This is a genomic window from Salinigranum sp. (genome assembly GCF_041641895.1).
GTDB lineage: Archaea > Halobacteriota > Halobacteria > Halobacteriales > Haloferacaceae > Salinigranum.
The window spans coordinates 19,079-45,077 of sequence record NZ_JBEPXO010000018.1; the positions used below are offsets into that span (position 1 = coordinate 19,079).

The 25,999-nt window shown below is 69.1% G+C and carries 23 protein-coding genes and 1 pseudogene; 13 read left to right on the forward strand and 11 right to left on the reverse strand.

Annotated elements, in window-relative coordinates:
- Positions 1–153: 153 nt before the first annotated feature.
- Together ACESK5_RS05745 and ACESK5_RS05750 are read right to left on the reverse strand one after the other, a co-directional pair.
- Entirely contained in the window at positions 154–606 is a 453-nt protein-coding gene (locus tag ACESK5_RS05745) for a ferritin-like domain-containing protein (protein ID WP_372910592.1), read from the reverse strand.
- A gap of 106 nt (positions 607–712) precedes the next feature.
- Entirely contained in the window at positions 713–1,399 is a 687-nt protein-coding gene (locus ACESK5_RS05750; RefSeq protein WP_372910593.1) for a helix-turn-helix domain-containing protein, read from the reverse strand.
- A 138-nt stretch (positions 1,400–1,537) separates the two neighbouring features.
- Here ACESK5_RS05750 and ACESK5_RS05755 point away from each other — a divergent pair, with 138 nt between their 5' ends.
- Both ACESK5_RS05755 and ACESK5_RS05760 read left to right on the forward strand, forming a co-directional pair.
- Entirely contained in the window at positions 1,538–2,329 is a 792-nt protein-coding gene (locus tag ACESK5_RS05755) for an alpha/beta fold hydrolase (protein WP_372910594.1), read from the forward strand.
- A 71-nt stretch (positions 2,330–2,400) separates the two neighbouring features.
- Positions 2,401–2,925: a cupin domain-containing protein gene (locus ACESK5_RS05760; RefSeq protein ID WP_372910595.1), complete on the forward strand. Its 525-nt coding sequence runs from the start codon at positions 2,401–2,403 to the stop codon at positions 2,923–2,925.
- A gap of 328 nt (positions 2,926–3,253) precedes the next feature.
- On the opposite strand, the gene ACESK5_RS05765 is transcribed toward ACESK5_RS05760, so the two are convergent.
- From ACESK5_RS05765 to ACESK5_RS05775, 3 genes are all read right to left on the reverse strand, one after another.
- On the reverse strand, positions 3,254–4,417 hold the full coding sequence (locus ACESK5_RS05765; protein ID WP_372910596.1) for an acyl-CoA dehydrogenase family protein: 1,164 nt from the start codon (positions 4,415–4,417) through the stop codon (positions 3,254–3,256).
- A 350-nt stretch (positions 4,418–4,767) separates the two neighbouring features.
- Positions 4,768–5,475: a type 1 glutamine amidotransferase gene (locus ACESK5_RS05770; protein WP_372910597.1), complete on the reverse strand. Its 708-nt coding sequence runs from the start codon at positions 5,473–5,475 to the stop codon at positions 4,768–4,770.
- A 73-nt stretch (positions 5,476–5,548) separates the two neighbouring features.
- Complete coding sequence (locus ACESK5_RS05775; RefSeq protein WP_372910598.1) at positions 5,549–6,331, reverse strand: alpha/beta fold hydrolase; 783 nt, start codon at positions 6,329–6,331, stop codon at positions 5,549–5,551.
- Positions 6,332–6,623: 292 nt separating this feature from the next.
- On the opposite strand from ACESK5_RS05775, the gene ACESK5_RS05780 reads away from it, so the two are divergent.
- Positions 6,624–6,839 (forward strand): SHOCT domain-containing protein, encoded by a 216-nt coding sequence (locus tag ACESK5_RS05780; protein WP_372910599.1) that lies wholly within the window; start codon positions 6,624–6,626, stop codon positions 6,837–6,839.
- Between the two features lie 34 nt (positions 6,840–6,873).
- Here ACESK5_RS05780 and ACESK5_RS05785 read toward each other — a convergent pair whose 3' ends face one another.
- Positions 6,874–7,659, reverse strand: coding sequence for a twin-arginine translocation signal domain-containing protein (locus ACESK5_RS05785; protein ID WP_372910600.1), 786 nt, complete (start codon positions 7,657–7,659; stop codon positions 6,874–6,876).
- A 143-nt stretch (positions 7,660–7,802) separates the two neighbouring features.
- Positions 7,803–10,571 (reverse strand): alanine--tRNA ligase, encoded by a 2,769-nt coding sequence (alaS, locus tag ACESK5_RS05790; RefSeq protein ID WP_372910601.1) that lies wholly within the window; start codon positions 10,569–10,571, stop codon positions 7,803–7,805.
- A gap of 157 nt (positions 10,572–10,728) precedes the next feature.
- On the opposite strand from alaS, the gene ACESK5_RS05795 reads away from it, so the two are divergent.
- The 3 genes from ACESK5_RS05795 to ACESK5_RS05805 all read left to right on the forward strand — a co-directional run bounded on the left by ACESK5_RS05795 (position 10,729) and on the right by ACESK5_RS05805 (position 17,711).
- Positions 10,729–13,557 carry a GAF domain-containing protein gene (locus ACESK5_RS05795; RefSeq protein WP_372910602.1) on the forward strand — a complete coding sequence of 943 codons (2,829 nt, stop codon included), beginning with the start codon at positions 10,729–10,731 and terminating at the stop codon, positions 13,555–13,557.
- Between the two features lie 306 nt (positions 13,558–13,863).
- Complete coding sequence (locus ACESK5_RS05800; RefSeq protein WP_372910603.1) at positions 13,864–17,064, forward strand: PAS domain-containing protein; 3,201 nt, start codon at positions 13,864–13,866, stop codon at positions 17,062–17,064.
- Positions 17,065–17,156: 92 nt separating this feature from the next.
- On the forward strand, positions 17,157–17,711 hold the full coding sequence (locus ACESK5_RS05805) for a hypothetical protein (protein WP_372910604.1): 555 nt from the start codon (positions 17,157–17,159) through the stop codon (positions 17,709–17,711).
- A 13-nt stretch (positions 17,712–17,724) separates the two neighbouring features.
- Here ACESK5_RS05805 and ACESK5_RS05810 read toward each other — a convergent pair whose 3' ends face one another.
- Both ACESK5_RS05810 and ACESK5_RS05815 read right to left on the reverse strand, forming a co-directional pair.
- Positions 17,725–18,216, reverse strand: coding sequence for a cupin domain-containing protein (locus ACESK5_RS05810; RefSeq protein ID WP_372910605.1), 492 nt, complete (start codon positions 18,214–18,216; stop codon positions 17,725–17,727).
- 90 nt (positions 18,217–18,306) lie between these two features.
- Positions 18,307–19,296, reverse strand: a complete 990-nt coding sequence (locus ACESK5_RS05815; protein ID WP_372910606.1) for a replication factor C small subunit — start codon at positions 19,294–19,296, stop codon at positions 18,307–18,309.
- Positions 19,297–19,414: 118 nt separating this feature from the next.
- Between ACESK5_RS05815 and ACESK5_RS05820 the strand changes: the two genes are divergently transcribed.
- The 4 genes from ACESK5_RS05820 (at position 19,415) to ACESK5_RS05835 (ending at position 21,957) form a co-directional block, all read left to right on the forward strand.
- A complete protein-coding gene (locus ACESK5_RS05820; protein WP_372910607.1) occupies positions 19,415–19,621 on the forward strand; it encodes a ubiquitin-like small modifier protein 2 in 207 nt (68 codons plus the stop codon).
- Between the two features lie 68 nt (positions 19,622–19,689).
- Complete coding sequence (locus ACESK5_RS05825) at positions 19,690–20,571, forward strand: hypothetical protein (protein WP_372910608.1); 882 nt, start codon at positions 19,690–19,692, stop codon at positions 20,569–20,571.
- Positions 20,572–20,690: 119 nt separating this feature from the next.
- Positions 20,691–21,464 carry an SDR family oxidoreductase gene (locus tag ACESK5_RS05830; protein WP_372910609.1) on the forward strand — a complete coding sequence of 258 codons (774 nt, stop codon included), beginning with the start codon at positions 20,691–20,693 and terminating at the stop codon, positions 21,462–21,464.
- 115 nt (positions 21,465–21,579) lie between these two features.
- Positions 21,580–21,957: a cyclic nucleotide-binding/CBS domain-containing protein gene (locus ACESK5_RS05835; RefSeq protein WP_372910610.1), complete on the forward strand. Its 378-nt coding sequence runs from the start codon at positions 21,580–21,582 to the stop codon at positions 21,955–21,957.
- A gap of 18 nt (positions 21,958–21,975) precedes the next feature.
- On the opposite strand, the gene ACESK5_RS05840 is transcribed toward ACESK5_RS05835, so the two are convergent.
- Complete coding sequence (locus ACESK5_RS05840) at positions 21,976–23,130, reverse strand: hypothetical protein (protein ID WP_372910611.1); 1,155 nt, start codon at positions 23,128–23,130, stop codon at positions 21,976–21,978.
- Between the two features lie 160 nt (positions 23,131–23,290).
- Here ACESK5_RS05840 and ACESK5_RS05845 point away from each other — a divergent pair, with 160 nt between their 5' ends.
- The 3 genes from ACESK5_RS05845 to ACESK5_RS05855 all read left to right on the forward strand — a co-directional run bounded on the left by ACESK5_RS05845 (position 23,291) and on the right by ACESK5_RS05855 (position 25,505).
- On the forward strand, positions 23,291–24,295 hold the full coding sequence (locus ACESK5_RS05845) for an alcohol dehydrogenase (protein ID WP_372910616.1): 1,005 nt from the start codon (positions 23,291–23,293) through the stop codon (positions 24,293–24,295).
- 92 nt (positions 24,296–24,387) lie between these two features.
- Complete coding sequence (locus ACESK5_RS05850) at positions 24,388–25,056, forward strand: class I SAM-dependent methyltransferase (protein ID WP_372910612.1); 669 nt, start codon at positions 24,388–24,390, stop codon at positions 25,054–25,056.
- Positions 25,053–25,505, forward strand: coding sequence for a GNAT family N-acetyltransferase (locus ACESK5_RS05855; RefSeq protein ID WP_372910613.1), 453 nt, complete (start codon positions 25,053–25,055; stop codon positions 25,503–25,505). The genes ACESK5_RS05850 and ACESK5_RS05855 overlap by 4 nt, the downstream gene beginning before the upstream one ends.
- Positions 25,506–25,649: 144 nt before the next feature.
- Here the strand turns inward: ACESK5_RS05855 and ACESK5_RS05860 are convergent.
- Positions 25,650–25,999 (reverse strand): annotated as a pseudogene (locus tag ACESK5_RS05860) (phosphoglucomutase/phosphomannomutase family protein); the annotation flags it as partial.

Sequence of the window (25,999 nt, forward strand, 5' to 3'; positions counted from 1 at the left end):
TTTTGCTAGTGTTATTACTGGTTGTTCGAGTAGACGGCGGCGAAAACGGGGACTCACGACCGAACGCGGTGGTTCGGGCCTCCTGCGGTCGACGTGTCGCGATACCTATCAGTTCGGGCATCGACGCAGGGGGCCGGCGGCGACTCGACCGTCTCAGTCGCGCTGGTACTCTTTCTTGTAGCCGCGGAACTCCGTGCGGTGGGCCTCCTCGTCCGCGAGGATGGTCACCGCGAGGTCCTCCGTCACGGGATCGTTGGCCTCCTCGGCCGCCTCGATGAGCGCGCGGTACGTGCTGATGGCGTCCTCCTCGGCGTCGAGGACGCCCTCGATGACGGCGAGGACGTTCGTCGAGTCCTCGGGCGGTTGCAGCGAGTGCTGGTTCGCCTCGAAGTCGGCCGAGGCCGGCGGACGGGCGTCGAGCTGTTTCAGTCGCTGGCCCAGCTGCTCGGCGTGGCCGAGTTCCTCCTGGATGTCGGTCTGGAGAGATTCTTTGATTTCCTCGGCGCGGACGCCATCGAGGACGATGGCATTGGTCATGTAGTTCATAACGGTCTCGTGCTCGTCCTGGTACGCCTTGCGGAGGATTTGGATGACCTCGTCGGACATACCCGAACGTCGTTCTCAGTCGACAAGAAGGTACGGACGACGGCAGGAGTAGAGACGTTCGGACGGGCGAGACACTCACCGAGGCCGGACCGAGTCGCGAGGCCTGTCAGTCGGGGAGCGACGGCCACGTCGTCGCCACCGTCTCCTCGATGAGGTACGACTGTGCCCGGCGCAGTCGTTCGGAAGCCGACGACGCCGAGATGTCCAGTTCGTCGGCGACCGACTCCAGAGACGTGCGCCGCGGAATCTCGAAGTAGCCGAGTTCGTAGGCCGTCCGGAGAGCCTCGCGCTGTGGGTCGGTGAGGCCCTCGCCGGGCGATTCGGGGTCGCCGTCGCGGGTCAGACGGCGCAGTCGGAAGTCGACGTTCCGCTGCCAGAACGAGGCGAGCGTCTCGAACGTGTCCCGGTCGGCGAACCACCCGGTCTGTCGCCAGCCGTCCGGCGTCACCTCGATGCGTTCGATGATGGCGTCGGTCGTCGCGAGCGCCTCGAGGTCCGCGAGGTCGTCGAGGTGCCGGCCGAGTTGTTCCTCCAGGCTGAACGCCGGGAGCGCCTGGTACCGACGGGTGTCCCCGGCCCGACCGACGAGCGTCCACTCTCTCACGTCGGCCGCGTCGGTGAGCGCGCGCTCTACCGCACCCCCCGACCCACCCGTCACGGTGGCGAGGAACACCGGCCGCTCGCCGTGGTTGAACTGGAGTTCGAGCAGCAGGGTCGACTCGGGGACCGCTGCGGCGACGGTGACGAGCGGGAGCGCCTCACAGCCGATGTCGAACTCGGCGACGAGCCCCATAGGCCGTCGTTCCGCGCCCACGTTGATTGACGTGTCGACTCGAACCCGGGCCCGTCACCCGACCGACCGCGTGTCCACTTAAACGGCCGCATCACTGAGAGAACGGCACTCCCGGGTCGACCCACAACGTGAGGGCGCATGCAGACGACAGCGACCACAGACGGTACGGAACTGGCGTACGAACGGCACGGCGACGGCCGACCGCTGATACTCCTCCACGGGGGGATGGCGCCCCAGTGGTACTGGGACCCGGTCGTCGCGCGTCTCGACGGGGACGCCGCCGTCGTCCCCGACCGTCCGGGGTTCGGGACCTGTCTCGACGACCCCGCGGAGACGACTGCCGACGAGGTGCTGGCACGGGAAGTCGACTACGTCCGTCGGCTCGTCGACGCCGTCGACGGGACGCCGGTCCTGTTCGGACACTCCTTCGGCGGGCTCACGGCACTCGAAGCAGCGGTGGACGCCCCGGTCGAAGCGGTGGTGGCGTACGAGCCAGCGGTACTCCCCGAGGGCTTCCGCGCGGAGGCGGACCTCGCCGCCCGCATGGAGACGCTGGTCGAGAGAGGTGACCGTCACGAGGCGGTGAAACGGTACGTCGAACAGGTCCTCCACCCCCACGGAATCGACGACCTGGACGCGTGGCTCGCGGAGTGGCCGGTCTGGCCCGACTGCGTCGAACTCGCGGAGGAGGTCGTTCGGATGAACGACGCCGTCGAACAGTACCGGCTTCCGGACCGCCTCGACGTCGACGCGCCGGCCCTCGTACTGACCGGGACCGACGGCCCGGCGTTCCTCCGCGAGAGCGCACGCGCCGTCCACGACGCGCTCCCACACAGCCGGTTCGTGGAGTTCGACGGCGTCAGCCACAGCGGTCCCGCCGAGGCGCCGCAGCGAGTCACGACTGCCGTCGACTCGTTCCTCGGCGAGTAACGCACGAGTCACCCGGAGGCCGACACGCCAGTCCCCGACGGGATTTTACGTCCGGTCGCCGACGTCGGCCCATGGAACCAATCAACGAGGAGTCACTGGAGTGGACAGAGACCGAACACGGGTCGACCGCCTTCCGTCGGAAACAACTGAGTCGGGCGGGCGGCGGTGAGCGACTCGGGGCGAGCCTCTACGAACTCCCTCCGGGGAAGCAGTCGTGGCCGTACCACTACCACACGGGGAACGAGGAGGCCATCTACGTCCTCTCCGGCGCAGGGGTCCTCCGGATCGGCGACGAGAACGAGTGGACCCGGTACCCGCTTCGGGCGGGCGACTACGTGGCACTCCCGGCCGGTCCCGAGAGCGCCCACCGCGTCTCGAACACGGACCGGGGCGAAGCCGACGTGGACGACGACCGGGCACCCCTCCGGTATCTCGTGTTCTCGACTATGGACGACCCGGACATCACCGTCTACCCCGACTCGGGGAAACTCGGCCTGTACGCCGGCGCGGCTCCCGGCGGCGACGCCGACGAACGGGTCGTCGACGGCTACTACCCCCGCGACGCCGACGTGAGCTACTGGGACGACGAGGAGTGACGACTCGTCGGTCGACGGTGGCTGTGACGACTGCACGAAAAGGAGGAACTGTCACGTGGGGGGGAGAGGGGGGGAGAGGGGGGGAGTCCCACGAAGTTCCTCGCTCCATAGGTTGCGGTTCGAAGTGAATTATGTTTCGGTATCGGCTGATTGGTACGTGTTCTGACCGCCACGACCGGCCTCTGTACGGCCGCACACCCGGGACCGAAACGACGTGTAGGCGAACCGATACGGTAGCGTGGCCGGTGGGAGGGGCCGACCTCGCGACCACTCACTCGAAGGCCGCAATCCCGGCTCTCACCACGATTCCGCCGAGCCTCGCGACTACTCACTCGAAGGCCGCAATCCCGGTGAGTTCGTGCCCGACGATGAGCGAGTGGATGTCGTGCGTCCCCTCGTAGGTGTACACCGTCTCGATGTTCGCCAGGTGACGCATCGGCGAGTAGTCGCGAGTGATGCCGTTACCGCCGAGCATCTCGCGGGCGGTCCGGGAGACGTCGCGGGCCATCGCGACGTTGTTCCGCTTGGCCATCGACACCTGCGCGGGGGTGAGGTCGCCGCGCTCTTTCAGGTCGGCGAGGCGGTACGCCAGGAGCTGAGCAGTCGTGATGTCGGTGGCCATGTCGGCGAGCTTCTCCTGTTGGAGTTGGAACCGCGCGATGGGGCCACCGAACTGTTCTCTGTCCAGTGCGTAGTCGCGGGCCGTCTCGAAGCAGTCGCGCGCCACGCCGACGGCACCCCAGGCGATGCCGTACCGCGCCTGCGTCAGGCACGAGAGGGGACCCTTCATGCCCTCCACGTCGGGGAGAACGTCCTCCTCGGGAACCCAGACGTTCGAGAGACCGATTTCGCCCGTGACCGAGGCGCGCATCGAGAGCTTCTCGTCGATTTTGTTCGTCGCGACGCCGTCACGGTCGGTCTCGACGAGGAAGCCACGGACCGGTCGCCCCTCCGCGGAGGTGTCGCGTGCCCAGACGACCGCGACGTCGGCGATCGGGGAGTTCGTAATCCACGTCTTCGATCCCTGGAGCCGGTAGCCGTCACCGTCCCGCTCGGCACGGGTCTCCATACTCGACGGGTCAGAACCGTGTTCCGGTTCCGTGAGGCCGAAGCAGCCGACGGCCTCGCCCGTGCCGAGGTCGGGGAGCCACCGTTCCTTCTGCTCGTCGGAGCCGTACGCGTAGATGGGGTACATCACGAGTGCGCCCTGGACGCTCGCCGCCGACCGGACACCGGAGTCGCCGGCCTCCAGTTCCTGCATCAGAATGCCGTAGGCCGTCTCGCTCACACCCGGGAGGCCGTACCCGTCGAGGTTCGGCGCGAAGAACCCGAGTTCGCCCATCTCGGGGATGAGTTCGGTCGGGAACGTGCCGTTCTCGAAGTGTTCACCGATGTCCGGACGCACCTTCTCGTCGACGAACCGACGGGCCGTGTCGCGGATCATCCGCTCTTCCTCGTCGAGGTCAGCCTCCAAGTCAACGTAATCGAGCATACTGGGTGTCGGAAGGCTCACCTCAAAAGCTTTCGCAGGGGGCGTCGGGACGGATTTCGCTGGTGCGGCGACGGGGATTCGGGGGCCGGCGAGTCGGATCCGGTGTGGCGGGAGCGAGGGACGACGCCGTACCGGCGTCCGAGGTCACGGCGTGCCTGCGTCCACTCCCCCTCGCCGAGAGTTCAAATACGAACACGTGGCCACTCCGGGGCGTGCGCTGAGGAGTACCGCAGGGCGACTCGCGGCAGCGTGGTGGCCCGCCCTGCGTCCGGACCGACACCACCAGTTCGCCGTCCTCACGGGACGAACGACCAGCGAGCGCCAGGGAAAGAATCGTCCGCCCGGTCGACTCAGTCCGCGGCGGCGGCCGGGCCGCCGCGGACGCCGCGGGCGTAGGCGACGAAGTTCTCGAAGAGCCGCTTGGTCTCACAGGCCGCGGCGTACCGGTCGGCGGTGATGCCGTCGACGACGGCCTCGATGCGGTCGTCGGAGAGCTCTCCGTTCTTCCCGCGGGCCACCGACTCGGCGGTCTGGGGGTCGTACTCGGGGTGGAACTGGACCCCGAACGCGTTGCCCTTCCGGAAGGCGTGGACGCCGTAGTCGTTCTCCGCGAGGAGCACCGCGCCCGGTGGGAGTTCGGAGACGTGGTCCGAGTGGGTCGTGAACGCCGTGAAGGAGGCGGGGACGCCACCGAAGAGGTCGCTCTCGTCGACGATTCGAATCTCGCGGTAGCCGATTTCGTACTCGCCCATGGCGGCGACGCGGCCGCCGAGCGCCTCGGCGAGGACCTGGTGGCCGTAACAGACGCCGAGCATCGGGAGGTCGTGGCTCGCCGCCTCCGCCGTCCACTGGACGAGCGCGTCGATCCACGGTTCGTCCCAGTAGACGGAGGCACGAGACCCCGTGATGACGACGCCATCGTACGCGAACGTCTCCGGCAGTTCGCACTGGGTGACGTCGAACTCTGCGAGCGTCGCGTCGAGTTCGCGTCGGAAGTTCCGGCGAGTGTGTGGCTCACCGTGTGAGGCGTCGAGCAGTGCGAAACGCGGTTGTTCCATCAGTCGTTACATGCGAGGGAGGCGACTCGGAAAGAGGTTGCGCTCGAACGGACGTTTGCCGCGCTCTCGGTCGCTACGTAGTCGAGCGTGAGCCCGAGTGCGACTCGACCTGCCCCACGAGTCGGTCGTTGACGGGCCGGGAGCGTTCGACGCCGACGAGGTGAGCAGCGTCGGGGTAGCCGACGTACGCCCCACGCGGGAGACCCTCCGCGAGGTCACGGGCGTCGGCCACAGGCCACTGGAGGTCCGCCTCGCCGTGGACGACGAGTGTCGGCGTCGTCACCTCGTACAGCGGCGGGGGTTCGTACCCCTTGAGGGCGGCCGTCTGTGCCCGCCAGACGCGTTCGGGGGCGTCTCCCTGTGAGCGCCATCCGACGACCTGGTCGACCACCTCGGTCTGCTCGGTACGGAACGCGTCGGAGAGGAGGCGCCCGGTCGACGCCCGGAGCGCCGCCTCGTCGTCGGGGGCGGCGAACGCGTCCATCGGGTCTCCCGCGAACCCAGTTCCGACGAGCGTGAGGCTCCGGACCCGACCAGAGTCGTGTGCGAGCGCGAGCGACACGACACCACCCAGTCCGGCCCCGACGAGGTGCGCACGGGAGACGCCGGCGTCGGCGAGAACTGCCGACAAGTCGCCCGTGAGGTCGTCGACCGAGTACGGGCCCGGTGGGGTGTCGGAGCGGCCGACGCCGCGGTGGTCGAAGACGACCGACTCGAAGGGGCCGACGACGGCGCGGTGCTGCCAGCCCCACTGCCAGGAGCCGAATCCGACGTCGCCGACGAAGACGACGGTGTCCGCGCCGTCGCCCACCGACTCGTAGTACAGCGAGACGTCGTCGTTGGTTGCGAAGGGCACGGGTCGGGGGACGTCCGGGCGTGGCCTCTAGGTTCCGGTCTCCGTCGGACGGGGGTCCGTGCCTGACCGGACCTGCTCCAGTGTCACGAAGCGGTCGATTCTCAGTCGACAGGAATCGGCTCCGGGTCTTAGGCCCGTTGCCACCGAACGGTCGGATAGAGGTGACACACTGATGAATACACTCACCGTCCTCCTGCAATGGGGTCCCCACCGGGGGCCACACCCCGGACCACACGCACCGATGGGACCGACCGGTGGTCCCGGGGCTGGAATGTCGAGTGGCGTCTGGGGTGTGGGAGCAGACGGCGGTCTCTTCCTCGGACTCGTGACCCTGCTCCTGCTCGTCGTTCTCGTCGCCGGCGCGGTGTATCTGCTCTCGACCGCTCGTCGGGACGCCGACGCCGACACCGATGCGCTCGCGGTACTCAGACGGCGGTACGCACGGGGCGAAATCGACGACGAGGAGTTCGAACGGCGACAGACCAGACTCGACGGTCCGGTCTCCTGAAACGTGTCAGTTCAGTGCCGGGGGAGCTGACGGACTACTTCCCGCTGTTACCACGCGCCTCGAAGTTGTAGCGCGTCGTCTTCCCGTCGACGCCGATGGTGAGGTCGTCGACGTTCCCGACGAACGAGGGAGCCGACCAGCCCGAACCGACGCCGACGCCGAACCCGAAGCGGATGCTCGCGTCACCGAAGAGTTCGAGTAGACGGTCCCACGTCACCGGGTCCGAGATACTTCCCTCGCCGGACACGCCCGACAGCCACAGACCCGCGTCTGCCGTGAGCACGTCCCAGGTCTGCCACTCGCCGGGGACGACCGTGTTGTTGTAGTACGGCTCGAAGTTGAGCGTCGCGTAGTCGTCGACGCCACTCGTCCCGGGGCCGTCGGGGTCGACCTCCATCTTCAGCGCCGGCACCAGCGTGTCGTCGTTCGTGTACGTACTGTAGGCGAGTTCGGTGATGTCGGCGAGCGAAACCGGTCCGTCATCTGAGAATTCGCCGTAGTCGTAGGTATAGAAGAACAGGCGGTCCCCCGGACCGGAGGTGGTGAACTGCACGCTTCCCGACCCGAAGGGAGCCTTCTCCGGCCCCTTCACGAACTCGTCGGCGGCAGCGCCAGTCTGGGCGACACGGTAGAACACGGCGTCAGAGCCGTCGACGTCGGAGGGGAACACGGGAATCGTCCCCGGGCGCCGGCCGGACTTCTTCGCCAGGGCGGTCCCCGACAGCGTCGGCAGTCCGACGGCGAGCATACCGGTGGTCAACGCGCTGTTCCGCAGGAACGTTCGTCGCGAGGTCGTCGTCGACGTACTCTTGTCACTCATACTGTGTTTCCTCCTGGGAATGCAACGGACGACTGGAGAAATCATATAGACCGCTAGAGCACTGTTAGCAGTGGACCGGAGAGGTGACCTCGTGAGGTTCAGCGACGACGTCTACGACGTCGTCCGAGAACGCATGGAACGAGTCAGGCGTCCAGCACCTTCCGCAGCACGTCCGGCGCGTCCGCCAGCGTCTCGTCGAGTTTCTCCACCTCGGGACCGCCGCCCTGTGCGAAGTCCGGCGGGCCGCCGCCGCCGCCACCGACCCTCGCGGCGAGTTCGCCGACGACTTCGCCGGCGTTCAGGCCCACGTCGTCGGGGACGCCCACGACGAACTGGGCGCTCCCACCGGCCGACGAGCCGAGGACGGCCACCTTGCCGCTGTCGACGAGTGCGTTCGCCGTCGCCCGGAGTTCGTCGGCGTCGCCGTCGAGGCGCCGGACGACGGCGGGCGTGCCACCGATGTCGACCTCCTCGCTCTCGGCGGCCGCACGCGCCTCCGCGAGTTCGCGCTTCAGGCGGTCGATGGTCTTCCCACGGGCTTTCCACTCCTCGAAGAACCGCTCGGCCGTGTCGGGGACGTCCGGGGGGGAAACGTCGAGGACCTCGGCCGCCCCGTACAGCGCGTCCTCGGTGCGCTGGGTCGCCTCGATGGCGGCCTCGCCAGCAGCGAAGGAGATGCGCTCGACGCCGTCCTGGACGGGTTCGGTCGAGAGGATTTTGATGGCGCCGATGTCACCCGTGCGGTTGACGTGCGTCCCGCCGCACGCCTGGACGTCGTCGCCGACGTGGATGAGCCGGATGTTCGTCCCCGGCGGGATGCCACCCTGGTAGAGGTCGAAGCCGTGCTTCTCCTCTGCCTCGTGACGGTTCGGCCACTCCTGTTTCACCTTCAGGTTCCGCGTGACGAGGTCGTTCGCCACCCGCTCCATCTCCTTGACCTCCTCGCGCGTGATGCGCTCGTAGTGGCGGACGTCGAGACGGGCGCGACGAGTACCCTTCTGCGCGCCGGCCTGTCGGACGTGGTCGCCGAGGACCTGCCGGGCGGCGTGGCCGACGATGTGTGTCGCGGAGTGGTGGCGCATCAGCCGCCGCCGGCGGTCGACGTCGAGTTGGCCGCGGACGAACTCGCCCTTCCCCGGGCTCTCGTCGGTCCGGTGGAGGACGACGCCGTCGTGGACCTGGACGTCTTCGACTTCGACGGTGACGTCGTCCGACGAGAGCGTCCCGTGGTCGGCCGGCTGACCACCGCCCTCGGGGTAGAACATCGTCTGGTCGAGCACGACGTCGTAGCCCGACTCGCGCTCGAACACGTCGAGGACGACTGCCTCGAACTCCGTCCGCTCCTGGTCCTCGTAGTAGAGCTTCTCCGTCTCCGGCAGGTTCGCGAGGCGCTCGTCGCGCTCCGTGACGACGTCGGCCTCGCCCGCGTCCTCGTGGCGCTCGGCGACGAGCGAGTAGAAGTCGTCCGGGACGTCGACCTCGGCCCCCTGTTCGGCGGCGATTTCCCGCACCATGTCGGGCTGGATACCGTGTGAGTCGTACAGTTCGATGAGGGTCTCGGTGGGGATGGGCTCTCCGCGGCCGGCGTACTCGCTCGCGAGTTGCTGGACCTTCCGGGAGCCGCGTTCGAGCGTCTCGCGGTACTTGCGCTCCTCGGTGCGGACGATGTCGCGGATGGTGTCGCGGTTCCGGTAGCCGAGCCGGTCGGCCTGCATGTCGACGAGTTCGTCGAGCGGCGCGTCGACGCCGACTCCGTCGACGAGCCGTTTCGTCCGCCGGAGGACCATCCGGGCGAGGTAGCCGGTCCCGACGTTGGAGGGGACGATACCGTCGCCGAACATGTACGCGAGCGCGCGGCAGTGGTCCGCGATGGCGTAGATGTCTTCGAGTGGCCGGAGGAGGTCGGTGAGTTCGTCGGCATCGACGTCGAGTTCGTCGGCCACCTCCGCCCGCGCACCCCGGAGATTGTCGATTTCGTCGATGTCCAGATAGCCCGAGAGTTTGGCGGCGCGGTGGACGAGTTCCTCCTCCTCGTCGGACAGCGAGATACCGGCGTTCTCCTTGAGGAACTCGATCATCTCGGGGTAGACCGCCTCGTACACCGTCGGCGTCCCCTGCGACACCCACGTCCACCGTTCGAGGCCGTAGCCGGTGTCGACGATGTAGGTGTCCATCTTCGAGTACGTGTTGCCGTCTTTCATCTCGTACTCGCCGTCGGGGTCCTGCTCCATCGACATGAAGACGAGCGTGGCGAGTTCGGCTCCTCTGTACAGGACCTCGATGGCGGGGCCGGCGTTGCCGCCGCCGACCCACGGGTCCTCGATGTAGGTGATCTCGTCGAGGTTCGCCCCCAGGGAGGCGAAGAACTCGTCGCAGTACTTCACCGTCTCGTTCTTCCAGTACACCTCGCCCTCGTAGGCGTACTCGTCCTCGGCGTCCTCGCGGGTGTTGAACGCGTGGTGGGCCATCATCTCGAACGCCATCGTGTGCCGCCCCGTCTTCCCCACGTTGTCGATGTCCTGCATCCGGATGCAGGGCTGAGAGATGGTGAGCGGGTTCGCCGGCGGGGGCGCCTGCCCCGACGTGACGAGCGGCTGGAAGTCGTAGATAGAAGCCTGCGTGAGGAGAACGTCGTCACGCCAGCGGTTCGCCGCCACCGGGTACGGGTCGATGCGTTCGTGGCCGCGCTCCTCGAAGAACGAGAGGAACTCCTCGCGCATCTCCTCCAAACTGTACTCGCGGTCGAATCCGGGGTTGTCGATGAACGAGTAGTCGTCGGCCGGTGGTTCGCCGCAGGTCTCCCGGTCCGGGTCTCGCGTCCAGAACCACGCGTCCGTCACCGGACACTGCCGCCGATAGAATCCCTCCTCCTCGAAGTACTCGAGGCGGTACTCCTCTTCGAGTTCGCTCATTGTTCTCTTGTTGGCTGAGGACCGGGTAAAACAGTTCCGGGAAGGCAGCCGAGGGTATCAATGCCGATTCTGCCGGCGATACGGCTTTATCACCCGGTTGCAAACCCACGTCGAGTATCGCGTGCGCCTGGCCACGCCGTCGCACGGTGGACCACCAGTGTCGAACGAACCAGAACCACAGTCTCCCGACGAGTCGGAGCAGGGAGCCCCCAGCGTCCGACTGTACGGTGACGTCGACGGGCGGACGGCTGCCGCGCTCACCAGCCGTGGCTTCGGCGTCGTCGACGCGCCGGCGGCCGAATCGGCGGCGGCGCCGGAGGACCCCGACGTCGACTGCGCCGTGGGTGAGGCAGGGGTCGAAACGTGGGAGGGGGCGGAGACGGCGGCCCGTCCCGTCGTCCTGTACGCGCCGGACCCGACAGCGGTCGACGACCCGAGCCGGTTCGCGGGGTACGCCCGGAGGGGCGACGTCGACGCGCTGTGCGACCAACTCCGCTGGGCCGCCGTGCGGGACACCCGAGACGAAGCGGGAGCGCCGAGCGCGGAGACGGCCGGGTGGAGCCGCGTGCGGCAGAGCGACGCGCGGCTGGAGACGCTCCACGAGGGCACAGTGAGCCTCATCCAGGCGACGACGCCGGCGGACCTGTTCGAGCGGACGGTCGACATCGCGAGCCGACTGCTCGAGTTCAACAGCTGTTACATCGCCCTCGCCGAGAACGGCGTGCTCGTCAAACAGGCGGGCGTCGGCGACGTGACCGAGGAGTCGCTCCCCACCGACCACGGCCTGGTCGGCGACAGCTACCAGACCGGCAAGACCCACCTGGTCGGGGACACGTACGCACACCCCGACGCGAAGCCCGCACGCGCCTCGCACCGGTCGGGCATCGCCGTCCCGCTCGGGAGCGACGGCGTCTTCGTCGTCATCGCGGACGAGCCGAACGCGTTCACGGGAATCGACCGCGGCCTCGCGGAGCTACTCGTCCGCTACGCCGAGGGGACGCTCGCGCGGATTCGGTCGGCCGAGGCCCTCCAGGAGCGTCGCGAACTCATCGAGACGCTCCACGACGGGACCGCGGCGCTCGCCGCCGTGACGACACTCGAAGACGCGGCGGCCGTCGCCGTCGAACTCGCCGAGCGCATCCTCTCGTTCGACATCTGTTACGTCGGCGTCCGCGAGGGTGACGTCGTCGTCCCGTACGCGGTGTCGTCGGGAGCACCGGCCGACGCGGCCCGCCCGATGAGCGTCACCGAGGGGCTCGTGGGCGAGACCATCCAGACGGGCGAGTCACGGCTCGTCGACCGCATCGCGGAGTCGGAAGCCGACCCCACGAAGGAGGCGTACCGCTCGGGAATCAGCGTCCCGCTCGGCGAGGCGGGCGTCTTCCAGGCCGTCTCGACCGAGGAGGGGGCGTTCGACGCCAGCGACCTCGAACTCGCCGAACTCCTCGCAGACCACCTCACCGGGACGTTCTCGCGGGTGCGGGCGGAGGCTGACCTCGGCGAACAGCGCGGACGAGTGGCGGCCCTCCACGCGGCCACCGTCGAACTCGTGAGCTGTCACGACGTCGTCGGCCTGTACGAACGAGCCATCGAGACTGCCCGGTCGGTGCTGGGGTTCGACACCGCGTACATCTTCGTCGTCGACGGCGAGCAGTTCGTCCCTGTCGCCCAGGCGACCCACGAGGACCACGACCCCGTGGGGGTGGTCCCGGTGGACCACGGCGTCGCGAGCGAGACGTACCGGACGGGCCGGTCGCACCTCGTCCGCGACGTCTCGACGGCCGAGGGCGCGGAGCCGCTCCAGACGGTCGCCGGCGGCGGCATCAGCGTCCCGCTCGGCGACGACGCCGTCTTCCAGGCGGTGTCGCGCGACCCCGAGACGTTCGGCGACTTCGACCTCGAACTCGCCGAACTGCTGGCCTCGCACGTGACGGCGAACCGCGAGCGCCTCCGTGCGGAGGCGGAGCTTCGGAGCCAGCGTGACCGGCTCGGTGCGCTGTTCGAGAACATCCCGGACGCGGCCGTCTCCTACCGGCTGGTGGACGGCGACCCCTACGTTCAGGCGGTGAACTCGGCGTTCGAGCGCGTCTTCGGGTACTCGAACGAGGACCTCGTCGGTGAGAACCTCGACGAGTACATTGTCACGGACGACGAGACGCTGGCGGAGGCCCGGCGGCTGAACGAGCGACTCAGAGCCGGCGAGAGTGTCCGGCGGGAGTGCCAGCGCTGGACGACCGACGGGGCCCGGACGTTCATCCTGCAGGTCGTGCCGCTCGAACTCGGCCAGGAGAACGTCGCCGGCTTCGCCATCTACACCGACATCACGGACCGACAGGAGCGCGAACGGGAACTCCGCCGGCAGAACGAGCGACTGGAGGAGTTCGCCAACATCATCTCACACGACCTCCGCAACCCGCTGGCGGTGGCCTCGGGCTATCTCGACCTGGCGGCGGAGACGGGCAACCCGGCGGCGTTCGAGCGAGTCGAGGCGTCGCTCGACCGCATGAACCGACTCGTCGAGGACCTCCTCTCGCTGGCCCGGAAGGGGCAGGTCGTCGGCGAACCGGCCCCACTCGACCTGGTGACCGTCGCGACGCAGGCCTGGGGCGGCGTCCAGACGCGCGACGCGACGCTCGAACGTCCCGAAGCGCTCCCCGCGGAGGGCGACGAGGGGCGCCTGGTCGACCTGTTCGAGAACCTGTTCCGCAACGCGGTCCAACACGGCGGAGAGTCAGTGGTCGTCCGCGTCGAACCGCTCGGCGGCGGGGACGGCGACGGCGAAGTCAGGGGGTTCGCCGTCGAGGACGACGGTTGCGGCATCCCGTCCGAGAAGCGCGAACAGGTCTGTGACCCGGGAGTCACTACCAGCGACGACGGAATCGGCTACGGGCTCGCAATCGTCCAGCGAATCGTCGAGGCACACGGCTGGTCGCTCTCGGTCACCGAGGGGGCGACGGGCGGGGCACGGTTCGAGGTCCGGTTCTGAGCCGACGGTTCGGCGCCGCCGAGGCCCGCGTTGCACCCGTGAGACGTCAACGCCCGGCGGTCACGCCGTCGACAGTTATTTACACACGACAGGTATCTAAACGAAGCAGAACGCATCGGTTTCGCGCCCGTGTCCACCGGCGGTGTGAGACGAGTGCTGGCTACGTTGGTCGTGTCGGCGGCGTCGGAGGAAGTCCGAGGGACGCGACCGTGGGGCTGTGCTCGAAGGTATGAGAGACACACAGCGATACGTATCCGGACGGCAGGGTGGCCCGAGGGGCGCCGAACGGCAGAGAGGAGAGTGCTGATGGAGGCGCGCACGACCAAGGCACGGTCGGACGTGGGCCGCATCCGGACGCTCCACGTCGACGACGACCAGGAGTTCGGCGAGGTGACCGCCGAACTCCTCGAGGCGGTCGAGCCACGACTCGAGGTCGTCTCGGTGACGAGCGTCGGGGCGGGACTCGACCGCCTCGCCGACGGCGACGTCGACTGCGTCGTCTCGGACTACGACATGCCTGGCGGAAACGGCATCGAGTTCCTCGAACGCGTCCGCGAGCGACGGCCCAGACTGCCGTTCATCCTCTTCACGGGGAAGGGGTCGGAGGAAGTCGCCGGCGACGCGGTGTCGGTCGGGGTGACCGACTACCTCCAGAAGGAGTCGGGTATCGACCAGTACACCGTGTTGGCGAACCGCATCGTGAACGCCACCGAGAAGTACCGGACGGAGACGGACCTCGAACGACGGATCGTCCAGCAGGAGGCGCTCGCGACTCTCGTGCAGGACGCGCTCGCGGCCGACGACCTCACGTCGCTGTTCGACGAGGCGGCCACCCTCGTCGCCGACAGTCTCGACTGTGACTACACGAAGGTACTCGAGTGGGATGTCGACCGGGACGAACTCGTTCTCCGTTCGGGAATCGGCTGGGAGGACGCACTCGTCGGGCAGACGAGCGTCCCCGCGGGCGACGGTTCGCAGGCGGGGTACACGCTCGTGAGCGCCGAACCCGTGGTCGTCGTCGATTTCGACGAGGAGACCCGCTTCGACGGTCCCGGCCTGCTCGTCGACCACGGCGTCGTGAGCGGCATCAGCGTCGTCGTCGGGTCCGTCACGGACCCGTGGGGCGTCCTGGGAACGCACGCGACCGAGCATCGGGAGTTCACCGCGGAGGACGTCACGTTCGTTCGGAACGTCGCGAACGTGCTCGCGGCCGCCATCGACCGCCACCGGACCGAAGAACGCCTCCGCGAGAGCGAGTCCCGCTTCCGCGAAATCGCCGAACTCAGCCCCGACGGCATCTTCCGAACGGACACCGAGGGGCGGTTCACCTACGTCTCACCGGCGAGCGAGTCGCTCCTGGGGCGGTCGACCGACGACCTCGTCGGCACGCCGTTCGACCGCGTCGTCGCCGCCGAGAGCCACGCGGCGGCGCGCGAGGGCATCGAGCGCGTCGTCGGCGGTGAGGTCGTCCGGGAACTCGCGCTGACGCTCCTCGACGCCGACGGCGACCCGTTCGAGGTGGAGGTGAGCGCGGGACCCGTCCGGCGCGGCGACGTGGTCGAGGTCGTTCAGGGGTTCGCCCGCGACGTGACGGAGAAGCGAGAGCGCGAGCGGGAACTCCAGCGCTCGCGCGAGCGGTTCCAGGCACTCGTCGACGCGTTCCCCAACGGCGGCGTGTTCCTCTTCGACGAGAACCTCCGGTACACGATGGCCGGCGGCGACGAACTGGCGGAGGGCGGGCTGTCGCCCGAGACGATGCTCGGACGGACCCCCTCGGAGGTGTTCCCCCCGGCGAACGCCGACCTCCTGGAGGAGTCTTACCGTGCTGCGCTGGCGGGCGAGACACGGTCGTTCGAGGACAGCTTTCAGGGCCGACACTACCACGTCCAGGCGATACCGCTCCGAGACGACACGGGGACAGTCATCGGGGGGATGAGCGTCGCACAGAACATCACTGCCCGTCTCGAGCGCGAGCGCGAACTCCAGGAGAGTCGCGAGCGCTACCGGACGGTCGTCGACAACTTCCCCGGCGGCGTGGTGCTGTTCGACCACGACCTCCGGGTCATCGCCGGTGGCGGGACCGAGTTCGAGCGGGTCGGCTGTGACCCGATGGAGGCCGTGGGCGAACCGCTCCGAGAGACCGTCGTCCCGGCGGACGCGGCGTTCCTCCACGCGCACTACCGGGCGGCACTCGACGGCGAGTCGCGCACCTTCCAGTACGAGACGAACGGGACCCACTACCAGTTCCAGACGATGCCGCTCGGGGGCGGCGACGGACGAGTCACGGCGGGAATGTCCGTCGTGCGGAACGTCACCGAACGCGTCGAGCGCGACCGGAAACTCGCACAGCTTCGAGAGCGCTCGCGGGAACTCATGCACACCGAGACGGAAGCAGAGACGGCTCGCGTGGCCGTCGACGCCGCCCGCGAGGTGGTCGGCGCGTCGCTGAGCGGCTTCCACAAGTTGAACGCCGACGCCGACCGACTCGAACCGGGGGTGATGGCGGAGTCGGTCGACGAGGCGTTCGAGAGCCCACCCGGATACGAGCGGGACGCCGAACCGGGGACGCGTGCCGCCGCCACCTGGGGCGTGTTCGAGTCCGGCGAGCCGCGGTACATCCCCGACGTCGCCGCGGACGAGTCGATAACGGAGCCGTCGCCAGCCCGGTGTGTGCTGCTGCACCCCATCGGGAGACACGGGGTGTTCGTCGTCTCCTCGCCCGAGGCGAACGCGTACGACGAGACCGACCGGGCGCTCCTCGACATCCTGGCCGCGTCGCTCACCGCGGGGATGGACCGCGTCGAGCGCGAACAGCGACTCCGGGCCCGGGAGCGACGCTTCGGAGCGCAGAACGAGCGGCTGTCGCGGTTCGCCACCATCGTCTCGCACGACCTCAGGAACCCCCTGAGCGTGGCGCAGGGTCGGCTGAAGCTCGCACGGATGAGCGGGGACGACACCCACCTCGACGCGGTCGCCGACGCGCACGACCGGATGGGGCGGCTCGTCGACGGCCTGTTACAGCTGACACTCACGGACGGGGTGGGCGAGACCGACCCGCTCGACCTGTCGACGATCGCCCGCGCGGCGTGGGGAAGCGTCGAGACGGTGGCCGCGTCGCTCGTCGTCGACGCCGGCCACGTCGTGCACGCGGACGAGAACCGCCTCCGACAGCTCCTCGAGAACCTCTTCCGGAATTCGGTCGAACACGGGTCGGTCGCCGACGGGGGGATCGACGACGGCGCGGCGGTGACCGTGACGGTCGGCGACCTCCCGACCGGGTTCTTCGTCGAGGATGACGGACCGGGCATCGAGCCGGAGCGACGGTCGACCGTGTTCGAGGCGGGGTACTCGACGAACACCGAGGGGACCGGCCTGGGCCTGCGAATCGTCGCCGACGTCGCCGCCGAGCACGGCTGGACGGTCGACGTCACCGAGGGAACGGACGGCGGGGCGCGGTTCGAGTTCACCGACACCGACGCCGACGCCGACGCCGACCCGGGTCGCTGACCGGGCCTGGTCGGCGGACAGACCGAGACGGTGGCCGAGGGTCGCGCCAGTCGGCGAACATTAGTACCGACCCCACCTGAGTGTGGCCAGAGATGTCGCCCGCCGACCCGCTACACGTCGACTACGCGACGGTTCCGGAGCTCATCGAACTCGTCACCTACGTCGCAGAGAGCATCAGCCTCGAGTTCGACCGCTGGGACGAGCCGTACGTCCGCGGACCGAGCCTGTACTTCGTCGTGGTCTCTGGGACCCACGTCCGCGAGTACGCCGACCCGCTGGGAGAGAACAGGTGGCCGGTCGACGTCTGCGAAGTCGTCACTCACGACCTCGACTCGTTCGTCGAGGCGGCACGGGCGGTGGCGTTCGAGCGCGACGGTGCGGTCATCGTCAGCGGCGACGGGACGGTCCAAGAACAGATGGTCCGCATCAAGAGCCCCGACACGACGGTCACGGCAGAGACCGACGTCGAGTACGCCGACTGGATGGGGACGAAACACCTGAGCGCGGCGGAGTCGTCCGTCCGCGAGGCGGTGCTGGCCGCCGTCACGCTCAGCGAGGAGAACGGTCGGGTGACCGTCTTCGAGGACGGCGAGTACATGGACTTCGAGCGAAATGAACTCGGCGGGCTGTGGCGGTCGGTCGAGTGAGGCGGTCCCGGCCTCACATCGGCGCGATGCCGTGGCGCTCGCACAGGTCCGGGACGCTCCCCCAGTCGAATTCGAGGCCGTACCGCTCGGCGAGTTCGTCTACGCGTGCCATCGCAGCCTCGTCCGGTGGTCCACCGGACAGATGGTCGGCCACCGCCGCGAAGAACCCCGAGAAGTCCCCCGGCGCGATTATCTCCAGGAACCGAACCGGGTCGTCACCGGCGTTCCAGAAGGCGTGCCACACGTCGCGACCCTTCACGACGAATTCGCCGGCGGGAACGGTCGATATCTCGCCGTCGGCTTGGACGGTCAGCTCCCCCGCTAGGACGTAAGATATCTCGTCCTCGCGGGCGTGGCGGTGGAGGGGTGCCCCGAGCGTCTTCGGCGGGAGGCTGTGCTCGACGACGGCGACGCCGCTCTCGCTGTCGTCCGGCCCGACTTCCAGGTCGGCACCGAGCGGGCCGACCCTCACACGGTAGCGGTCGTCTCGACGGACGGAACTCATCGACGGAGAGACGACAGCAGGGACCATAGCTGTGCGCGAACGTCCAGACCGAACAGAGTGTCGGCGGGGCCTGATGGTCGGAGGCGACGCCTACGCCGAGTCGTCGAGGGCGAGCGAGGCCAGGAGCGCCTCGAGTTGGACGCGCTCGTTCGCCCCCTCGGCGATGCGGTAGTCGGCCTCGCCGATGCGGTCCATCAGGCGAGCAGCCTCGCGGTCCGTGAGGTCGAAGTCCCACACCGACCGGTGTAGCTGGTCGATGATGTCGCCGCCGGCCATGCCGACGTCGTCGAGGAGTGTGGCGAGTTTCGCCCGCGCGGCCGGGAAGTCACCCTCGACGGCCGCGCCGACCATCTCGCGGATGTCCTCGGGGCGGGCCGTGGAGGTGACCGTGAAGACGCCCTCCTCGTCGACGACCTGTCCCGTGGTCGCTGCGGCCTGCAGGGCGTTGATGGCGCGGCGCATGTCGCCGTCGGCGTAGTAGACGAGCGCGTCGACACCGTCCTCGGTGGTCTCGATGCCCTCGGCGGCAGCGATGTCCTCGACCTGTTTCCTGATAGCCTCGTCCGAGAGGGGCGAGAAGCGGAACACCGCACAGCGGGACTGGATGGGGTCGATGATCTTCGAGGAGTAGTTACACGAGAGGATGAACCGCGTGGTGTCGGAGAACTGCTCCATCGTTCGCCGGAGCGCGGACTGGGCGTCGTCGGTCAGCGAGTCGGCCTCGTCGAGGAAGATGAGTCGGTAGTCGTGGTCGCGGCTCATCTGCGACCGCGCGAAGCTCTTGATTCGGTCGCGCACGACGTCGATGCCGCGCTCGTCCGAGGCGTTGAGTTCGAGGAAGTTGCCCCGCCAGTCGTCGCCGTACAGTTCGCGGGCGATGGCCGTCGCGGAGGTGGTCTTCCCCACGCCCGCCGGCCCGGCGAACATCAGGTGGGGGAGGTCGTCACGGTCGACGTACGACTGGAGGCGCTCGATGGTGTCCTCCTGGCCGTAGATGTCCGAGAGCGTCTGGGGCCGGTACTTCTCGATCCAGATTTCGCGGCCCGGCGGTGAACTCGAGTCCTGAGAGGCCTCGCTCATGTACGATGGAGGGGCGTGTCGCCTCATAAACTCCCCGAGACGAGCGAGTCGGCCGTGAGTCGGCCGTGAGTCGAACGCGAGTCGAAGTCGATTTCCCCCTCCCGCGCGACGAACGGGTATGCGCGTCAGCGTCGACGTCGTCGGCGAGGAGCGACGGGAGGTCAACCTCCCGGAGACGGCGACGTACGCCGACCTGGTCCGTGCGGTGGGGTACAGCGTCCACGAGGTGACCGTCCTCGTCGACGGCCGCCCCGTTCCGGAGGACCGGACGGTCGACCCCGAACGCGAGGACCTCCGGGTGCTCAGGCTCGTCAAGGGAGGGTGAGGTCCGACGAGGGCCACCGGCGTTCGACTTCCCACCAGAGATTCAACCGTCGCCGAGAAACGTCCGGTATGCGCCGACGTGACACCGGTGTAGCGCGTCGCCGACTCCTCGAGGGGGGAACACTCCTCGCGGCCGGAGTAGGTACGGGGTGTCTGGGTCGCACGGTGGGCGGGAACGTGGACACGGGGACCGCGATGGACGGGGAACGGCGGACGGACAGCACCCGAACCGAGGCGGAGCCGACACCGGCCGCTGGCGACCTACCCGAAGTCGTCGGGGTGACCGTCACCGACTTCGTCCAGTACCCGCTGTCGGGGACGCACCCGCACGTCCACAACCGGGCGGACACCCGGTACGTCGTCGTGCGCGTCGCACAGGGACAGAGAGAGCCACGGGAGATTCGTGAGGATCTCACGCTCACGCTCGGCGGACCGACGGCACCGCGCGCCTCCAGACAGCCGGTCCCGTGGCAACACGAGAGCGTCGACGTCGCGTTCGCCGTCTCGAAGGCGAGACGGGTCGACGAGGGGCAGGTCCGCTACCGGGGGACGGTCCTGCACACGCTCGGACCGGCGGCGCTCGACCGACTGAACGAACCACCGGCGTTCGTCGTCTCCGACGTCGGCGTCTCGCCGGCCGAACTCGACGCCGGCGAACGGGCCACCGCCACGGTCAGGCTCACGGTGACGAACGAGGGCGCGGGCGCTGGCACGTTCGGAGTCAGTCTGACCGGCAACTACGTCTCGGGGGCCGAGACGGTGACGGCACGGTTCGACGCGGGAGAGCGACGCGACGTCGTGAGCGTCGTCGGGGTCGTCGGGCGGGGGGAGGCAGCCACCGTCGGGGTCGACTGGGGCGTCGACAGCCGGCGGGTGACGATTCCGGTCGTCGGACGGACCACGACGGCGACGAGCGCGGAGACGGCCACGGAGACGAACGAGACGGGGTAGACGACGGCGGTGGGGGAGACGGCCGAGACAGGGGAGACGGACCGGCGACCACCCGTGCACGACGGGTCACGACAACACACCACACACTTATCAATCGTGTCACTGTAACGACTAGAGCTATGCGAGACCTGCTGGTCGACAAGACGGCGGTGGTGACAGGCGGTGCGAGCGGTAACGGACGCGCAATCTCGCTCGCGTACGCCGAACAGGGGTGCGACGTGGTCGTCGCGGACATCCGCGAGGACCCGCGCGAGGGGGGAACGCCGACGCACGAACGCATCGAGTCCGAGACGGACGCGGCGGCGACGTTCGTCGAGTGCGACGTCACCGACTACGACTCGCTCGTCGCGGCCGTCGGCGCGGCCGAGGAGTTCGGCGGCATCGACGTCATGGTGAACAACGCCGGCATCTTCCAGGGCGAGGAGTTCCTCTCGGACGACGACTCGACGTTCGACCGAATCATGGACATCAACGTCCGGGGCGTCTACTACGGCAGTCGAGCGGCCATCTCGGAGATGGTCGATGGGGACGGGGGGAGCGTCGTCAACCTCTCCAGCGTGGCGGGCCTCCGCGGGTCGGGCGACTTCGTGAGCTACTGCACCTCGAAGGGGGCGGTTCGACTCATGACGTACGCGCTCGCGGACCGGTTCGGCCCGGACGGCGTCCGCGTCAACGCCATCCACCCGGGGCTCATCGAGACGACGATGACGACGGAGGACGTCCCCATCGTCGGAACCGAGGCCGAGGAGGCGTTCCAAGAGACGATTCCGCTCCGCCGGAACGGACAACCGGAGGACGTCGCGGACATCGCGCTGTTCCTGGCGTCCGACCTCGCCGACTACGTCTCCGGGGAGTCGGTCGTCGTCGACGGCGGGATGTCGAGCACGCAGTGAGACGGTCGGGTGTGACTGGACGAAGCCGTTCGGCGCCCGGGGGTTCCGAGACGCGTCACGGCTCGACCGGCCGAGGAGGGAAAGGACAATACCGGGCGCCGTCGTTCGAGGTGGTATGAACCGCGACTCGCGGACCCGCGTCGAGGAGGTGATGTCGACGCCGCTGGAGACCATCTCGTCGTCGGCGTCGGTCACGGAGGCCGCCCAGGTGATGCGCGACCACACCATCAGCGCGCTCGTCGTGACGAGCAGTCCACCCGGAATCGTCACCAGTACGGACGTCCTCGGCGTCGTCGCCGACGGCCGAGACCCGGCGGAGACGGCCGTCCGTGAGGTCATGACCGCCGGCGTGGAGTCCGTCCCGCCGGACCTCCTCATCGAGGAGGTGGCGGCGATGATGACGAGCCTCGGCATCAAGCACCTCCCGGTCGTCGACGGCGACGACTACGTCGGGATGGTCTCGTCGACGGACGTCACGGCCGAACTCGCCTGAGGCGTCGACGAAGCGGCGTCACGCGCTCGTCGGCCGGACGGAGACGTACACCCCGTCGTCGCTCACGGCGACCACGATGGGGCCGTTCGGCGCACACCGGACCCAGTTGTACCGCTCCACCTCGCCCTCCGTCTCGACCGTGAAGCGGAACGGCCCGGCGGGGTCGACGGCCGACGGGACCGTCTCCACCTCGTTCGGGTCGAGTTCGAACGCGCGCTCGAACAGCGTCTCCTCGCCGGTCAACACCCGCACGACGACGCGGCGCGCTCGGTCCGTCTCGTTCCGGACCTGCACGTCGTGGTTGGCGTAGCCACAGCGGAACGCCGGGGCCGCCGAGACGGACGCGTAGAGCGTGTTCCGGACCGTCGGCTGCCAGTCGTAGATGGCCTCACCGTCCGGCGTGCGGACGACGACGTCGTACCGCCGGTTGGCCGGAAACACCGGGACGAGCAGGCGCACGTCCGCCGGGACGTCGAACTGCGAGGCGAAGTGAAGCGTGCCGGTCTGCCAGACGTGGAGCGTCACCCGCCGGGACTCGGCTGCGTCGTTGTCGAGCGCGAGCGCGGGTGCCCGACCGAGCGCCGCGGCGACGTCGAGGTCGGCCGGGACGTCGTACGCGACGGTCTGTTCGCCGTCGGCGACGGCGAACGAACAGTCCCCGGGACAGAGGACGGGACGGCGGAAGGAGACCCGCGGCGTGAGGTCGACCCAGAGGTCGGCGAGTCCCTCCCGGACCGCCCACTCGTACTGCTGTCGGTCGCCGTCGGCCGTCTCGACGAGCACGTCGTACCGCCCCGCCGTCGCGAGGAGGTCCGGGAACGACGCCGTCCCGCCCGGCGGGACGGTGGTGCTGTCGGCGAACACCTCCCGGTCGCCGTCGGCCACCACCGTCGTCAGGAACCGCTCGGTCGACCCGAGGTTGCGGACGTGGACGCCGCGCGGCCGGTCGAGGAGCGGTGCGCCGGCTGCGCGGTACGGGTCGAGTGTCGACGCCGCCGACCCCGGAGCGTCGGCGGTGTTCGGAGAGTCCGACGACCCCGACTGTGTCGCCGCCGGAGCGTTGGTGGCGTCCGCGGGGGTCGTCGCGTTCGAACCGACGAGCGCGTTGCACCCCGCGAGCGACCCGAGGCCGACCGTCCCGAAGAGGGCACGGAGGACCGGACGACGGCGCATTGTTCCCGTATTCGAGTCGGCACGCATGTAGGTGTCGCCGCCGGGTCGACGAGGTCTGTACTGCTCCCGTGTGGGCGGGTCGAGAGGCGAGGCCACGTGCGGACGACGGCCGAACGGTTTAGTCGCCGGCGTCTCTGGGGGGAACCGTATGTCCGACACCATGCGAGCGGCCGTCGTCTCCGAACCGGGCGCGGACTTCGAAGTCGTCGAGCGTGACGTCCCCGACCCCGGGGCGGACGAGGTGCGTGTCGCCGTCGACGCCTGCGGCATCTGCTACAGCGACAGCTACGTCAAGGAGGGGACGTACCCGGGCATCGACTACCCGCGCGTCCCGGGCCACGAGATTGCGGGCCGCGTCGACAGCGTCGGGGAGAACGTCACGGCCTGGAGCGAGGGGGAGCGCGTCGGCGTCGGCTGGCACGGCGGACACTGTTTCACCTGCGACCCCTGCCGCCGGGGGGAGTTCCTCCAGTGTCGGGAGGGACAGGTCACGGGCATCAGCTTCGACGGCGGCTACGCCGAGTACGCGACGGTTCCGGCCGAGGCACTCGCGCGGGTGCCGGAGCGCCTCGCTGCCGTCGACGCCGCGCCACTGCTCTGTGCCGGCGTCACGACGTTCAACGCCCTGCGGAACACCGGTGCAGGACCCGGCGACGTCGTCGCCGTCCAGGGAATCGGCGGCCTCGGCCACCTCGGCGTGCAGTACGCCCACGCGGCGGGGTTCGAGACGGTGGCACTGTCACACAGCCCCGACAAGCGTGACCTGGCGCTCGAACTCGGCGCGGACCACTTCGTCGACACCGCTGCGACCGACCCCGCCGAAGCGCTCCAGGAACTCGGTGGCGCGCGCGTCGTCCTCGGCACGGCGCCTTCGGCCGACGCCGTCGAGTCCGTCGTCGGCGGCCTCGGCATCGACGGGGAACTCGTGCTGGTCGGCATCCCGCACGACGACGTCGGTGTCGACGTCCAGCAACTCGTCACGAACCGGAGCGCCGTCGAGGGGTGGGCGTCCGGCCACGCCCGCGACTCCCAGGACACCCTGGAGTTCAGCGCGCTCCGCGACGTGACGCCCGAAGTCGAGACGTACCCGCTGGCGGACGCCGAGGAGGCGTACGAGCGGATGCTGGCCAACGAGGCACGGTTCCGGGTCGTCCTGGAGCCGTAGCGACTCGTCGACTCGTCGACGACGCGTCCGGTCGGTCGTCCGACCGGAGTCGCACCACGAGTATTTCCCGGTCCCGGGCGAACGGCGCAGTGATGACTGGCCGCGCCCACACGACCGACGGAAGCCGCGGCGTCTACGACTGGTGGAGTCGTCATCCCCGCCTGCTCGACGCCTTCTACACCGTCGTCTTCGCCGGACGCGAGGCGTCCATCCGGGGCCGGTCAGTCGCGGCGCTCGGCCTCGAACCGGGCGAGTGCGTGCTAGAACTCGGCTGTGGACCGGGGAACAGCCTCGGACCGCTCCGGGAGCGAGTCGGGGGTGAAGGCACCGTGGTCGCCGTCGACGCCAGCGGTGGAATGGTCCGACGGGCACGCGAGCGGGTCCGGGAGGCGGGCTGGGACAACGTCCACGTTTTCCGGGGGGACGCGACCCGCCTGCCGCTCGCGGACGGCACCTTCGACGCGGTGTACGCCGCGATGTCGCTCAGCGCGATGCCGGACCCGCTCGGAGGGGTCGCCGCGGCGCACGGCGCGCTCCGTTCGGACGGACGCCTCGTGGTGCTGGACGCACAGCCGTTCCAGCACTTCCCGCTGACCCTGCTCAACCTCCCACTCGTGCCCCTGTTCCGGGCGCTGACGAACTGGGTCCCCGACGTCGACCTCCCGGCGGGAATCGAAGCGCGCTTCGCGACAACGGACCTGACCACGTACACCGACGGCACGCTGTTCGTCGCCCGGGCACGGAAGGACGCACACACATGACCGGAGGGAGCGACGCGGACGACACAGACGGCGCGGACGGCGCAGACAACGCAGAACACGCAGAACGCGAAGGGCCCGCCGTTCGGGTCCGCCGAGCGCGCGAGGGCGACATCCTCGCCGTCCTCCGGGTGGTCGAGGGCGCGATGCTCGAAGTCGGGGCGAACCAGGTGCGCCGCCGGACCGAGTCGGGCGACGTGCTCGTCGCCGAGCGAGAGGGTCGGGTGGTCGGGGCGCTCGTCCGCGACGGCGACCACGTCGAGGCCATCGCCGTCCACCCCGACCGACGGGGCGCCGGCGTGGGGAGCCTGCTCGTCGAACGGGCGCTCGCGGAGAGCGGTCGACTCACCGCGGAGTTTCGCGAGGAGGTACGCCCCTTCTACGAGGCGCTGGCGTTCGACATCGAGGAACGAGAGGGCGAGAAACGGCTGTGGGGCGAGCGCGAGCGGTGAGGGGGAGCGAGACCACGGTCACACCGCACCCGTGTGTCACGTCGTCGCGTCCGCGCTCGCTGCGGGAGCGCCGCCGACCGTCTCACGCCGTCCCGAACGTCGACTGACGACACGGTCACGGAGAGCCGCGGCGGCACCGACCGCTCAGACCAGTGGTTCGACCAGGTCGCGGCCCGCGTCCAGGAGCGTCTCGATGCGCTCCTCGCTGGAGGCTTCGGCGTACACCCGCAGGACGGGTTCGGTCCCCGAGGGACGCACGAGGAGCCACGAGCCGTCGTCGAGCAGGAGTTTGAACCCGTCGAGCGTGACCACCTTGGCGATGTCCCGCCCGGCGACCGTCTCGGGGAGTTCGTCCTCGAGGTCCGAAAGGACGCGCTGTTTCTCGGCGTCGGGACACGCGACGGAAATCTTGTCCGCGACGATGTCGCCGTGCTCCTCGAGGAGGCGGTCGACGCGGGCGTCGAACGGTTCCTCGCTGGCGATGGCGGCCCCCA

Bases quoted from the DNA above. Each gene is read 5' to 3' on its own strand.
- ACESK5_RS05745 (WP_372910592.1), bottom strand. From the start codon at position 606: ATGTCCGACGAGGTCATCCAAATCCTCCGCAAGGCGTACCAGGACGAG.
- ACESK5_RS05750 (WP_372910593.1), bottom strand. From the start codon at position 1,399: ATGGGGCTCGTCGCCGAGTTCGACATCGGCTGTGAGGCGCTCCCGCTC.
- ACESK5_RS05755 (WP_372910594.1), top strand. From the start codon at position 1,538: ATGCAGACGACAGCGACCACAGACGGTACGGAACTGGCGTACGAACGG.
- ACESK5_RS05760 (WP_372910595.1), top strand. From the start codon at position 2,401: ATGGAACCAATCAACGAGGAGTCACTGGAGTGGACAGAGACCGAACAC.
- ACESK5_RS05765 (WP_372910596.1), bottom strand. From the start codon at position 4,417: ATGCTCGATTACGTTGACTTGGAGGCTGACCTCGACGAGGAAGAGCGG.
- ACESK5_RS05770 (WP_372910597.1), bottom strand. From the start codon at position 5,475: ATGGAACAACCGCGTTTCGCACTGCTCGACGCCTCACACGGTGAGCCA.
- ACESK5_RS05785 (WP_372910600.1), bottom strand. From the start codon at position 7,659: ATGAGTGACAAGAGTACGTCGACGACGACCTCGCGACGAACGTTCCTG.
- alaS (WP_372910601.1), bottom strand. From the start codon at position 10,571: ATGAGCGAACTCGAAGAGGAGTACCGCCTCGAGTACTTCGAGGAGGAG.
- ACESK5_RS05800 (WP_372910603.1), top strand. From the start codon at position 13,864: ATGGAGGCGCGCACGACCAAGGCACGGTCGGACGTGGGCCGCATCCGG.
- ACESK5_RS05805 (WP_372910604.1), top strand. From the start codon at position 17,157: ATGTCGCCCGCCGACCCGCTACACGTCGACTACGCGACGGTTCCGGAG.
- ACESK5_RS05810 (WP_372910605.1), bottom strand. From the start codon at position 18,216: ATGAGTTCCGTCCGTCGAGACGACCGCTACCGTGTGAGGGTCGGCCCG.
- ACESK5_RS05815 (WP_372910606.1), bottom strand. From the start codon at position 19,296: ATGAGCGAGGCCTCTCAGGACTCGAGTTCACCGCCGGGCCGCGAAATC.
- ACESK5_RS05820 (WP_372910607.1), top strand. From the start codon at position 19,415: ATGCGCGTCAGCGTCGACGTCGTCGGCGAGGAGCGACGGGAGGTCAAC.
- ACESK5_RS05825 (WP_372910608.1), top strand. From the start codon at position 19,690: ATGCGCCGACGTGACACCGGTGTAGCGCGTCGCCGACTCCTCGAGGGG.
- ACESK5_RS05830 (WP_372910609.1), top strand. From the start codon at position 20,691: ATGCGAGACCTGCTGGTCGACAAGACGGCGGTGGTGACAGGCGGTGCG.
- ACESK5_RS05835 (WP_372910610.1), top strand. From the start codon at position 21,580: ATGAACCGCGACTCGCGGACCCGCGTCGAGGAGGTGATGTCGACGCCG.
- ACESK5_RS05840 (WP_372910611.1), bottom strand. From the start codon at position 23,130: ATGCGCCGTCGTCCGGTCCTCCGTGCCCTCTTCGGGACGGTCGGCCTC.
- ACESK5_RS05845 (WP_372910616.1), top strand. From the start codon at position 23,291: ATGCGAGCGGCCGTCGTCTCCGAACCGGGCGCGGACTTCGAAGTCGTC.
- ACESK5_RS05850 (WP_372910612.1), top strand. From the start codon at position 24,388: ATGACTGGCCGCGCCCACACGACCGACGGAAGCCGCGGCGTCTACGAC.
- ACESK5_RS05855 (WP_372910613.1), top strand. From the start codon at position 25,053: ATGACCGGAGGGAGCGACGCGGACGACACAGACGGCGCGGACGGCGCA.